This is a genomic window from Flavobacterium sp. (assembly GCF_027531705.1).
Classification (GTDB): Bacteria; Bacteroidota; Bacteroidia; order Flavobacteriales; family Flavobacteriaceae; genus Flavobacterium.
Map to the genome: position 1 here is coordinate 196029 of NZ_JAPZSP010000018.1, position 12471 is coordinate 208499.

Sequence of the window (12471 nt, forward strand, 5' to 3'; positions counted from 1 at the left end):
AAACTGCGACTGTGACTGAAAACTAATTTTTATTCCATTTTTGAAGTCAACTCAAACCAACGTTCTTCTTTTTCCTCAAGTGTTTTAATCACTTTTTGAAGTTCGTTTGCTTTTGTTTCGATTTCGTTATCAGCAACTTTTCCGTCTGAGAATAGTTGTTCTATTTGTTTCTTTTGGAATTCTAAATCTTTTATTTCTTTTTCAATTTTATTGAATTCTTTTTGCTCGTTAAAATCTAATCCAGAAGAAATGGTTTTAGTTTTCCAATTAACTTTTTCTTTGTTATCATCTTTGTTTGTTGGTTCGGCTGAATCTTCATAGGCTCTAAAATCGGAATAATTTCCTGGAAAATTTTCTACAATTCCGTCGCCTCTAAAAACGAATAAATCGTCCACAATTTTATCCATAAAATATCGGTCGTGAGAAACTACAAGCAAACAACCAGGAAAATCTAACAAGAAGCTTTCTAAAACATTCAACGTTACAATATCCAAATCATTTGTTGGTTCATCGAGAATTAAGAAATTTGGATTCTGAATCAAAACCGTACACAAATACAAACGTTTCAATTCGCCACCACTTAATTTTTCTACAAAATCGTATTGTTTTTTATTATCGAAAAGAAAACGTTCTAACAATTGCGAAGCCGAAATCAATTTCCCTTTCATCAACGGAATATACTCGCCGTATTCTTTGATAATATCTATAACGCGTTGTCCAGGTTTTGGGTTAATTCCGCTTTGAGTGTAATAACCAATTTTTATGGTATCGCCAGTAACCACTTTTCCAGAATCAGTTGGAATTGTTTGAGTTAGTAAATTTAAGAAAGTCGATTTACCAGTTCCGTTTTTACCAATAATTCCGATACGAGCGCCACGTTGAAAATCGAAACTAAAATTTTCTAAAATCTTTTTATCGCCAAACTTTTTCGAAATTTTATGCAACTCAATAATCTTGCTTCCAAGACGTTCCATATTGATTTCGAGTTCGACTTTGTTTTCTTTTCGGCGACTTTCGGCAACTTCTTTTATTTTGTAAAAATCATCTTGACGTGATTTTGACTTCGTTGTTCGCGCTTTTGGTTGTCTTCGCATCCACGCCAATTCTTTCACAAAAAGATTTTGAGCTTTATCAATACTAGCGCTTTCTGATGCTAATCGTTCTTCTTTTTTCTCTAAATAATACGAATAATTTCCTTTGTAACTGTATAATTTCCCGTTGTCAAGTTCTATGATTTCGTTGCAAACACGCTCCAAAAAGAAACGATCGTGCGTAACCATAAACAGCGTAATATTTTCTTTGGCAAAATAACTTTCCAGCCATTCAATCATCTCTAAATCAAGGTGATTGGTAGGCTCATCCAAAATCAACAAATCGGGGCGATTAATCAAAATTATCGCTAACGAAAGACGTTTTTTCTGTCCGCCTGACATGTTTTTTACTTTCAATTTGAAATCTTCCAACTTCAGTTTGAACAAAATTTGCTTGAACTGCGTTTCAAAATCCCAAGCATTATGTCTATCCATATCGTCAAAAGCCTTTTGGTAAGCTTCGGTATCGTCTGGATTTTCGAGCGCTTTTTCGTAACGTTCTATAATGTGCAAAATCTCATTATCAGATGCAAAAATGCTTTCTTCAACCGTCAATTCGTCTTGCAATTGCGGTACTTGCGATAGAAACGCCATTTTAATTTCCTTTCTAATCACCACTTGACCAGAATCAGGTTCGTCTTCACCGTTAATAATCTTCATTATACACGTTTTGCCCGAACCATTTTTGGCAATAAAAGCAATTTTTTGATCTTTATTTATTCCAAACGAAATGTCTTTGAACAACGTTCGTTCGCCAAAAGATTTTGATATATTTTCTACAGAAAGGTAATTCACAATTGTATTTTTTTCTGCAAAAATAGTCTTTTGTTTCAAGTTTAAAGGTTTAAAGTTTCAAGTTTATTAGAAGCGAATGGTTCGGGATTTATCAGTTCACCTTTTTCCCGCTTTCCGTTCTACTTCGTGCCACTGCAATCGGGGCTATGGAGTTTTTGTATTGAACTTTTGTTTTGTTTTTCAAAACACCAAAAAATAAAATTTGTATATTTGGTTTTCAAAACTATTTGCCATGAGCGAAGATTCAAATAAAAAAGATAAAAAGCTAGACTTAAATAAAGTTGAAGAACCAGCTACAGAATATTCTTTAGAGAAAAAAACCGATGATTCTGAATTGCATCCAGTGTTAGTACAATTATTGGAAAAATCAAAAAAACAACATGAGCAAGGATTGAGTTTTTCTCATGAAGAAGCTATGCAAAAAATTAAATCAAAACTTCCTTTTTGAAATGAATTACATTTTAAGTTGGGACATTACAGCTATAGATTCATATATTGATGAATGTGAATTTATACTATTAAAATGGAACATTATAGAAGTTGAAAAGTTTAAAATAATTGTTGAAGAGAATTTAGAACGTTTATCCAAAAATCCAAGAACAGGTATTTATAATAGCAATTATCAAGTTTATTCTCTTGTTATTTCAAAACAAACAACTTTATATTACAGTATTAACAATGATATAATTAAAATCGAATTATATCTTTTCTGGAACAATCAAAAAAATCCTAACGAACTCAAAAAACTTTTATAACCAATATTTTATATTAAATTTCTATTTAGTTTTTCAAAATACCAAAAAATAAAATTTGTATATTTGATATTTAAATCAAAATTGAATGGACAATTCAAATAAAAAATATAAAACTCCAGATTCAAATATTTCTAAAGTTGAAGAACCTACTGTAGCTTATAATTCTGAGAAAACGTACGCAAATATTGAAGATCATCCGTTATTTGTCAAAGTAATTGAAAAATCAATAAAGGAAGCTAAAGAAGGAAAAGGATCGACAACTGAAGAAGTAATGAAAAGAGTAAGAGAAAAGTATCCTTTTTTAAAATGAGTTATAAAATAATCTGGCAACTTAATTCTGAGATCACATATCTTGCTGAGATTGAATATATTTGTTTTAAATGGAATCAGAAAGAAGCTGAAAAATTTCAGGAATTAGTAGTTGAAAATTTGGATAGATTATCAATAAATCCACTTCTTGGAAAATATAACTCTAATTTGAAACTCTATATTTTTGTAATTTCAAAACAAACAACACTTTATTATTCAATCAATCAAAATGCAAAAATTGTTGATTTACACCTTTTCTGGAACAATCAAAAAAATCCTGACGAACTTAGCAAACTTCTATAACCATGCAAGAACCAACCCAAGAAACTATTGAAAAATGGCATAAAGATTCAAACAATTGGAAATTTGGTGGCATTTATTATAATAAAGATGATGATAGAGTTTTTGTCCCAAAGGCGATTAAATGGATGGGAATTACACTAAATTTTGCCAATCCAAAAAGTTATCTAGCTTTACTGGCTATGATTGCATTTTTTGGATTTATTATTTATATGATTGAAAATAAGTAATTAAATTTTAAAATATTTTTTAGGAACATTTAGCATTCCGAAACATTCACCGTCTTCTTTTCCTAAATGCTTGTGATGAATTTTGTGGGCTTTTCGCAAACCAACAATATACTTGTTTTTTGTTCTTGTAAACAACTTAAAACGTTGGTGAATAATGATATCATGTACAACAAAATAGGCAATCCCATAAAATAAAATTCCTAATCCGATAAAAAACTTGAAGTTAAGTTCTGGATTGATACCGTTGTAAAACAATAAAATACTTGGTATAGCAAAAATGACAAAAAAAGCATCGTTTTTTTCGAAAACCCCTTGGTATTTTGGTTGATGATGATCGGCATGTAAATACCACAAAAAGCCATGCATAACAAACTTATGTGTACACCAAGTGATACCTTCCATTGTTAAAAAAGTAAGCAATGTTATTGCAATAAAAAGTAAAATTTCCATTATAAAGTCATATTAAGTTGGTATCGAACATACGATTTACTTACTATAAATAATTTACTAAAATCGTCTACACGAATTCTTTTGTTCAAAATTTCTTCAGGTTCAGTCTTTGCAATTTTTTTCAACAAACTTTTGTAATATTTATAAGCTGTATAAACACCAAATTTAGCACTTTTTGGCAACATTTTAATACCAATTAACGCTTCTTTAAAATCAGCATCAATTTCGGCAACTAATTTTCTTTTGCAATCATGCGACAAATTATTTACATCAATACTTGGAAAATAAACTCTTCCCAAAGTTTCGCTATCATGTTTCAAATCACGTAAAAAATTTACTTTTTGAAATGCCGAACCCAATTTCATTGCGCTACTTTTCAATTCGTTATACTTTACTCTATCGCCTTCAACGAAAACTAGCAAACACATTAAACCCACAACATCAGCCGAACCATAAATATATTCTTCATATTCAGATTTTGTTAAATATTCGGTTTTGTGCAAATCCATTCGCATACTTTTAAGAAATGGAATTACCAAATCCATCATATCAAAACGATGCACCACTTCTTGAAAGGCATTCAAAACAGGATTCAAACTTATTTTTCTGTCATAAGCTTTGTGAAATTCAATTTCAAACTCCGATAATAATTCTTCTTGATCATATCCTTCAAAACTATCTACAATTTCGTCTGCACAACGCACAAAACCATAAATAGCATAAATATCATCTTGAATTTTTGGCGAAAGCATTTTTATGGCCAATGAAAAAGAAGTACTGTAATTTTTAGTAATTCTCTTGCTACAATCTAATGATGATTTGTCAAATAAACTTTTCATATTTTGTACGCTTTAATTATTTTATCACTAGCAATTTTTCCAGAAATTAATGCAGGCGGAACTCCTGGACCTGGAACCGTTAATTGTCCAGTAAAGTAGAGATTTCCAACTTTTTTACTTTCAATTTTAGGTCTTAAAAAAGCCGTTTGGGTTAATATATTTGCCAATCCGTAGGCGTTTCCACCATAAGAATTGTATTGTTCTTTAAAATCATTTACGCAAAATGAATCTTTAAAGATTATATTTTTTCTAACAGATTGCTTGGTTAATTTTTCAAATCGGTCCATAATCATGTTAAAATATTTTTCTCTAAGTGCTGGTGTATCTTCCAAATCTGTTGCTAACGGAATTAGGAAAATAGCAGCTTCACTTCCATTTGGTGCAAAAGCATCATCCGTTTTTGATGGAAAACTTGCGTAAAAAAGTGGATTTTCAGGCCATTTTTTGGTGTCGTAAATTTCTTTGGCATGTTGCTCAAAAGCAGCATCAAAAAATAAAGTATGATGATTTACATTTTCAATTTTTTTATCAAAACCAACATAAAAAAGTAACGATGAAGGCGCAAAAGTCTTTTTACTCCAATAGTTTTCAGAATATTGACGTTGCGAACTTTCTAACAAAGTTTCGGTAAAATGGTAATCGGCACCACTCAAAACTACGTCAGAAACGATGGCTTTTCCATTTACAATTAGACCCGTTGTTTTATTATTGGAAGTTGTAATTTTTTCAACATTTGCATTGATTTGAAATTTCACTCCAAGCTCAACAGCAAGAGTTTCCATCGCTTCAACCACTTTGTACATTCCGCCTTTTGGATGCCAAGTTCCCAAACCAAAATCGGCATAATTCATAAAATTATAAAATCCAGGTGTGTTCGATGGTTTTGCACCAAGAAACAAAACAGGAAATTCCAATATTTGTTGCAAACGAAAATCTTTGAATTTAGATTTTACCGTTTTACTTATAGTCGAGAAAAATTGTGTAACTCGTTTGGCAGTTTCCAAAGTGACCAACTCTATTATAGAATCACCTGGACGATAAACCAATTCCTTTATAGCAATGTCATAATTGGTTTTGGCTTCACCGATAAATTTTTCAAGTTTTTTACCGCTTCCTTTTTCAATAGATTCGAAAGTGGTTACAATATCGTTAAGATTATCAGCAATATCAATCGAATCATTTTCGCCAAAATAAACTTTGTAAGCAGGAGAAAGCTTTTCTAAAGTAAAATAATCAGAAGGTTTTTTGTCAAAATCATTGAAGAATTTTTCAAAAACATCTGGCATCCAATACCATGTTGGTCCTATGTCAAAAGTAAAACCGTTTCCTTTTAGCTGACGTGCTCTTCCGCCAACAGTTGCATTTTTTTCATAAACAGTAACATCAAAACCAGCCTTAGCCAAATAACATGAAGCTGCTAATGAAGAAAAACCTGAACCTATAATCGCTATTTTTTTTGCTTGTTGCATTTACTTTTTTATAATTCGTTTACTAAAGAGCTGATAGTTTCAAATTTTCTCACATTATTAGATAATTTATTGGGAGAAATATTTTCAACCATTCTTCCAATAAACCAAACTTCAGCATCTTCGTTTAAAACTTCATTTTTAATTTGAGTAACATACTCGTTAATCTCATCAGGTTCAGGTTTTACAGTGGTGTAAGCAATAAAAGTTATATTATCAAAATTCTTGCAAACTTCTTTTAAACTATCAATTGGAACACTCTCACCCAAATATATAGATTTATAACCATTAGAAATGATCTCGTAATTCAAATACAACAAACCTAGCTCATGGATTTCGTTGTCAGGTAAATAAAGAACAAAAACCCTATTAGTTTTCGTTGGTTCAAGGTATTGAATTTTTTCGGTATTAGCTATTATTTTTTGTTTAATTAAATAGGTAATAAAATGTTCGTGAGCAGGCGTTATTGTATCAGATTGCCACAACAAACCTAATTCTGTCATTAAAGGAATAAATACTTCGTAAAAAACATCTGTAAATGATTTTTCAGACAATAATTTATCATAAGTTAGGGTAAATTGAACCTGATCAAAGTTCATCATTGCCATTTTAAACTCGCTAATAGCATGATGTTTTACACTTTTTTTATTGATAATTTCTCTGACTAACTCGGGAATTTTTTCATCAGTATATTTTGAAATAGTTGAAATTTTATAACCATAATTATGAAGTAAAGTTATATTCAAAAGTTTCTGAAGATTATCTGTATCATACAAACGGATGTTGGTATCTGTTCGCATTGGCTTTAATACATCGTATCTTTTTTCCCATATACGAATAGTGTGAGCCTTGATTCCTGGAAGGTTTTCGAGGTCTTTGATACTAAAAACAGATTTTATATTGTTCATCTTTTTTCAAAATAAGTTAAACAAAAGTAATTCTTTATTTTGAAACTGTCAAATAAAACAACATTTTTAACGAACCATTATAAATATTTATATCAACATTTTCAGAAACACCATTAATTCTAGCCTTTTCTGTAAACTGCCAAAACTGCCAATCATCCTTAATTCCTTCCACCCAAAAGTTATAATTAGCAATCCAAAACGTATAACCTTCAAATTCTTCTTTAAGAAAATCTTCATAATATTTTTCTCCTGAATATATTATAGGTTTTACTTTGTAATGGTTTTCAACGGCAATGAGCCATCTTTTCAATCCAACTTTTAAACTATCGACAGATTGGCTTTCGGGCAATTTTTCAATATCTAAAACTGGTGGAAAATCTCCTTTTCGAAGTTTAACATTATTGATAAAATTTTTAGCTTGTTCAAGTGAATTTTCGTTTGGACGATAATAATGATAAGCACCACGAATGAATTTATGCTTTCTGGCGTTTGACCAATTTTCTTCAAATCTTGAATCTAATTTATCGCTTCCAGCTGTTGCTCTTATAAAAACATAATCTAGTTTAAAACCTTCAACCGAATCGATTTCTGACCAATTGATTTCACCTTGAAATTGAGATACATCAAATCCGACAACTTTGTCTTTGTTATTGCTTAATATTTGAAAAATTCTAGCCTTAGCAACTTTATCTTCTTTATAAACTTTATTGGTTTTGAAACTAAAATAAAACAACAAAGCCTCGCGATAATGATAAACTCCAAATGAAAATGCAAAAAATGCTACTAAAATAAAAATGATTTTAGCAGATATAAAACCACTTTTCTTTTTAGAAGTTCGTCTACGTGTTGGAGTTTTTCTGGTGGTTTTTGCCATTAATAATTTTAAATTATCTAAAATTTATTTCTTAGCCATTAAATTATTAGCAACCGACAATAACACATAAGTAATTATTATTAAAGGAATTGCAAGAAACTGTAAAGTCAGAAGCATTACTATAGAAGCTAGTAAAAAACCAATTTGAAGTTTGTATTTTTGGAAACTAAAGTTTTTAATTTTTAGAGAAAATAACGGAATTTCAGCATTCATTACATAAGCACTAATAAATGAAATAACGACTAAAGTCCACTGATTGGATAAAAAAGCAGTTATCATTTCGTTTTCAATAAGTGGTAAACTCATTATAAGCAAAGTATTGGCAGGCGTTGGCAAACCAATAAAAGAATCCGATTGACGTGTATCAATATTGAAATTAGCCAAACGATAACAAGCACCAAGAGTTATTACAAATCCAATTGAAGCAAAAGGAGAAAATATATCCGTATCATATGCTAAACTTGTAATCATTTTATACATCAAAAAACCTGGCGCTACACCACTTGTAACCATATCAGCTAAAGAATCAAGTTGCACTCCTAATGGTCCAGCAACACCAAACTTTCGAGCAAAAAAACCATCAAAAAAGTCAAAAAAGATTCCCAAAGCTACCATAAAAAAAGCATTTTCCGGGCGACCAATAGCAATAAAAACGATGGCTACACAACCACAAAATAAGTTGAGAAGCGTTAGTATATTGGGAATATGTTTTTTGATATTCATCTTAAAAATTTAAAATTATTTGTAGTTGACAAATTTAATACAATAACTTGAAGACAAGTGCGTTTTTTATTATAGATTTTTATATGATATTTGTAAAAAATAAAATTACTTGAAAAAACACACCTTTTTATTGCTTTTATTGGCGTTTTTCTCCTCAAATGCGCAATCCGTTCGTAAATATTCAAACGAGTTTATGAATATTGGGGTTGATGCTGCAGCACTTGGTATGGCTAATACAATGGTAGCAAGCACACACGATGTAAATTCGGGTTATTGGAATCCGGCTGGATTGGTTGACATGGAAGACAGTCAACTTGGATTGATGCACGCAAGTTATTTTGCGAATATTGCACAATATGATTATGCTGCTTATGCAAAACCAATTGATGACCGAAGTGCTTGGGGAATTTCGATGATACGATTTGGTGTTGATGATATTTTGAACACCACACAACTTATTGATAGTGAAGGAAATATTGATTACAACAGAATAAGCAAATTTTCAACTGCCGATTATGGTTTTACCTTTTCGTATGCCAGAAAAACACGTTTAGAAGGTTTGAATTATGGTGCCAATGCCAAAGTGATTCGAAGAATAATTGGAAAATTTGCCAATTCGTGGGGATTTGGTGTTGATGCCGGAATTCAATTTGAACGAAATAATTGGTATTTTGGTTTGATGGTTAGAGACATTACTACAACCTATAATATTTGGAATATTGACGAAGATGAATATGCCAAAATTAAAAATGCAATTCCAGGAGAAAACCAAGAGTTACCTGAAAGTACCGAAATTACCGCACCAAAAGCACAATTGGGAATGTCAAAAAAATATGAGTTTCACAACGAAATGAGTCTTTTGGCTGCAGCCAATTTGAATATGCAATTTACACAAACCAATGATATAATTTCGAGTGAATTAGTAAGTATTGATCCGGCCATTGGTTTTGAAGGTGGTTATCAAGACATGGTTTTTTTACGAACAGGATTTGGTAATTTTCAAAATTTGACTCAAATTGATGGAAGCAAAAAGCTTGGTTTTCAGCCAAATATAGGTTTAGGGTTCAGGTATAAAGGTATTCAGATTGATTATGCTTTGACTGATTTGGGTAACCAAAGTGCCGCTTTGTATTCGAATGTTTTTTCGCTGAAAGTTGATTTAAGTATTTTTAGATAGAATTATATGTTGAAAAAAACCTTCTTATTCCTTTCCTTTCTTTTTTCGATTGTTGCTTTTTCGCAAATGGCGCCTTTATCTGAAAATGCCAAAATAAGTGTTTTAACATGCGGAAATGGAGAAGAATTATACACAACTTTTGGTCATACAGCTATAAGAATTCAAGATGTTTCCAATAGTTTAGATGTTGTTTTCAACTATGGAATGTTTGATTTTAGTGAAGGAAATTTTTATTTAAAATTTGTCAAAGGTGATTTAAAATATTATGTTGCAGCAAGTTCTTACGATCAATTTTTATATGAATATCAATTAGAAAAACGAGAAGTTATTGAGCAAAAGCTGAATCTTTCGCAACAGCAAAAGCAGAATTTATTAGAACTCTTGACTACTTCACTTTATTCGGAAGAGAAATATTATACCTATAAATTTATTGATAAAAACTGTACAACAATGGTTGTTGACAAACTCAACACTGTTTTGGGCGATACTAACCAAATTAAGAAATCCTCTAATACAGATGTGACTTATCGAGAAACTTTGTATCCTTATTTTGAAAATTATTTTTGGTATAAATTGGGAATCAACATCATATTTGGACAACGAGTTGATGATAGAGCTACCCAACTTTTTCTTCCGATAGAATTATTAAATAGTTTGAACAAAATTAGTGTTGATGGAAAACCATTGGTAGCTTCAAATGAAACTGTTGTACAAGCTGAGCAACCAAAATTTACTTTTAATTTCTTTAATAGCATCTACTTTATTTCGAGTATATTACTAGTAATCATCTTGATAAATAAGCGATTTTTATTTAATATCTACTTGATTATTTTAGGGATTTTGGGAGTTTTCTTTATTTGGGTTGGAAGTTATTCACTTCACAAAGAATTATTATTGAATTACAATGCATTGTTGTTCAATCCTATTTTTCTCTTGATTCCATTTATAAAAGGTGGTAGAATTCTAAAAGGTTTATTGTTAGCAAGTTTTGGAATGTTGCTAGTCTATTTGTTGATGATGCTATCAAAACCACATTTGAATTTGGTATTACCTTTTATGCTAACCGCCATTTATATTTTGGTAAAAAAATGGATTCAACAAAAGAGTTTATTGACCTCTGTAAAAAACGACCGTACTTAAAGTTTTAACGATAATATTGATATCAATAAAAATGCTTCGGTGTTTGATGTAATATAAATCGTATTGCAATTTTATCAAACTATCATCAATGGTTGCTCCATAAGAATAATTGACTTGAGCCCAACCTGTAAGTCCAGGTTTTATTACATGGCGTGTTTCATAAAAAGGCATTATTTCGGCAATTTCTCTAACAAAAACTGGTCTTTCTGGTCTTGGACCGATAACTGCCATATCTCCTTTTAATATATTTATAAACTGAGGAAACTCATCCAAACGAGATTTGCGAAGAAACTTTCCGAAAGCTGTAATTCTGGCATCATTTTTTTTGCTAAAAACAGCTCCATTTTTTTCGGCATTTTTTATCATTGTTCTGAATTTCAGTATTTTAAAAACTTTTCCGTTTTTCCCAACCCGTTTTTGGGTGTAGAATAATTTTCCTCTATTACCAAGAAGATTTCCTAATAGAATTAATGGAAGAATTAGCAAACCTACGGATAATCCAATCAATGAAATTATGATTTCAAAAATACGAACGCCTAACAAATACAATCGATTTTGATTACTTCGGCTAAAAGGGAAATACCTGTAAAAATCTCTAGCTACATATTGTACTGGAATTCTTTGGGTGATGCTTTCATAAACCTGTGTATATTCTCTAATTATGAAACCATTTTCTAAAAGATGTATTAGTTGATTGTATAAATTTACAGTAATTCCGTCTGTTTTTTGGGACGCAATTACAACTTCAGAAACAGAGTTTTCTTTTACGAAATCTTCTAAATTATCAATCTTTATATTTTCTACAAAACTCTTTTCAGATTTCATTTTTTCATTTGAAACATCCGAATTTATGTAGCCAACAATTTTATAATGAGGATCAGCGTTTTCTAGACCAAGAACTAACTCTTCCAGTTGTTCTTTATCACAAATCAGGATTACTTTTTTGACAAATCTATCAGAAGCCAGAAATTTTACATAAAAAAGTCTCCAAAGAAAGAGTGCAATTAAAACTGCAAGATAAAAATAAATAATTTGAAGACGATTACTTGGTAACGTTGGCGTTAAAATTGGGGTTAACAAGTAAATTAGAACAGTAGTTGAAGCTGTTAGAATTATACTTTTAATAACTTGAAATTGATTACTTGCAACTTGCAAATTATACATTTCAAATACAGTTCCAATAACATTCAGATATAACCCTAGAACTATTGTCCAATAAAAATTTCTTTTTGAAATATTGAAATACTCAAAATCAAACACTTGAGAAATCAAATACAGAAAAAACAAAACAGATAATACATCAAAAACTCTGAGAAGAATTTTTCTTTCAGAAACTTCAAAGTGTATCTTTTTATTGCTTTGCATTTATCTAATCTAATTTATTTTGCAAAGTAACAGCTTTTTTAGATTTTTA

Annotated in this window: 15 protein-coding genes; 7 read left to right on the forward strand and 8 right to left on the reverse strand. The window is 30.5% G+C overall.

Going from position 1 to position 12471, the window contains the following annotated elements; all coding sequences use genetic code 11:
- Positions 1-29: 29 nt before the first annotated feature.
- Positions 30-1886, reverse strand: a complete 1857-nt coding sequence (locus O9267_RS06645) for an ABC-F family ATP-binding cassette domain-containing protein (protein WP_298177727.1) — start codon at positions 1884-1886, stop codon at positions 30-32.
- A 232-nt stretch (positions 1887-2118) separates the two neighbouring features.
- Here O9267_RS06645 and O9267_RS06650 point away from each other — a divergent pair, with 232 nt between their 5' ends.
- From O9267_RS06650 to O9267_RS06670, 5 genes are all read left to right on the forward strand, one after another.
- Entirely contained in the window at positions 2119-2334 is a 216-nt protein-coding gene (locus O9267_RS06650; RefSeq protein ID WP_298177395.1) for a hypothetical protein, read from the forward strand.
- 1 nt (position 2335) lies between these two features.
- Positions 2336-2641 (forward strand): hypothetical protein, encoded by a 306-nt coding sequence (locus tag O9267_RS06655; protein ID WP_298177397.1) that lies wholly within the window; start codon positions 2336-2338, stop codon positions 2639-2641.
- Positions 2642-2726: 85 nt separating this feature from the next.
- Positions 2727-2951 carry a hypothetical protein gene (locus O9267_RS06660; RefSeq protein ID WP_298177399.1) on the forward strand — a complete coding sequence of 75 codons (225 nt, stop codon included), beginning with the start codon at positions 2727-2729 and terminating at the stop codon, positions 2949-2951.
- The gene (locus O9267_RS06665) at positions 2948-3253 is read left to right on the forward strand and encodes a hypothetical protein (protein ID WP_298177401.1); all 306 of its coding nucleotides are present in this window, start codon (positions 2948-2950) and stop codon (positions 3251-3253) included. The genes O9267_RS06660 and O9267_RS06665 overlap by 4 nt, the downstream gene beginning before the upstream one ends.
- Before the next feature lie 2 nt (positions 3254-3255).
- Complete coding sequence (locus O9267_RS06670; protein WP_298177403.1) at positions 3256-3480, forward strand: DUF5808 domain-containing protein; 225 nt, start codon at positions 3256-3258, stop codon at positions 3478-3480.
- On the opposite strand, the gene O9267_RS06675 is transcribed toward O9267_RS06670, so the two are convergent.
- From O9267_RS06675 to O9267_RS06700, 6 genes are read right to left on the reverse strand one after another with little or no spacing between them, the layout of a single operon-like run.
- Positions 3481-3930: a sterol desaturase family protein gene (locus tag O9267_RS06675; protein ID WP_298177405.1), complete on the reverse strand. Its 450-nt coding sequence runs from the start codon at positions 3928-3930 to the stop codon at positions 3481-3483.
- The gene (locus tag O9267_RS06680) at positions 3930-4769 is read right to left on the reverse strand and encodes a phytoene/squalene synthase family protein (RefSeq protein ID WP_298177407.1); all 840 of its coding nucleotides are present in this window, start codon (positions 4767-4769) and stop codon (positions 3930-3932) included. Before O9267_RS06680 ends, O9267_RS06675 begins: the two co-directional genes overlap by 1 nt.
- Positions 4766-6238 (reverse strand): phytoene desaturase family protein, encoded by a 1473-nt coding sequence (gene crtI, locus O9267_RS06685; RefSeq protein WP_298177409.1) that lies wholly within the window; start codon positions 6236-6238, stop codon positions 4766-4768. Before crtI ends, O9267_RS06680 begins: the two co-directional genes overlap by 4 nt.
- A gap of 8 nt (positions 6239-6246) precedes the next feature.
- Positions 6247-7143: a MerR family transcriptional regulator gene (locus tag O9267_RS06690; protein ID WP_298177412.1), complete on the reverse strand. Its 897-nt coding sequence runs from the start codon at positions 7141-7143 to the stop codon at positions 6247-6249.
- Between the two features lie 34 nt (positions 7144-7177).
- Entirely contained in the window at positions 7178-8017 is an 840-nt protein-coding gene (locus O9267_RS06695) for a GH25 family lysozyme (RefSeq protein WP_298177414.1), read from the reverse strand.
- Positions 8018-8041: 24 nt separating this feature from the next.
- Positions 8042-8740, reverse strand: a complete 699-nt coding sequence (locus O9267_RS06700) for a CDP-alcohol phosphatidyltransferase family protein (RefSeq protein WP_298177416.1) — start codon at positions 8738-8740, stop codon at positions 8042-8044.
- Between the two features lie 139 nt (positions 8741-8879).
- Here O9267_RS06700 and O9267_RS06705 point away from each other — a divergent pair, with 139 nt between their 5' ends.
- Positions 8880-9917, forward strand: coding sequence for a PorV/PorQ family protein (locus tag O9267_RS06705; protein ID WP_298177728.1), 1038 nt, complete (start codon positions 8880-8882; stop codon positions 9915-9917).
- 6 nt (positions 9918-9923) lie between these two features.
- Positions 9924-11057, forward strand: a complete 1134-nt coding sequence (locus O9267_RS06710; protein WP_298177418.1) for a DUF4105 domain-containing protein — start codon at positions 9924-9926, stop codon at positions 11055-11057.
- Here O9267_RS06710 and O9267_RS06715 read toward each other — a convergent pair.
- Positions 11025-12422, reverse strand: coding sequence for an exopolysaccharide biosynthesis polyprenyl glycosylphosphotransferase (locus O9267_RS06715; RefSeq protein WP_298177420.1), 1398 nt, complete (start codon positions 12420-12422; stop codon positions 11025-11027). The two genes, O9267_RS06710 and O9267_RS06715, sit on opposite strands and share 33 nt — an antisense overlap.
- Positions 12423-12471: the final 49 nt, after the last annotated feature.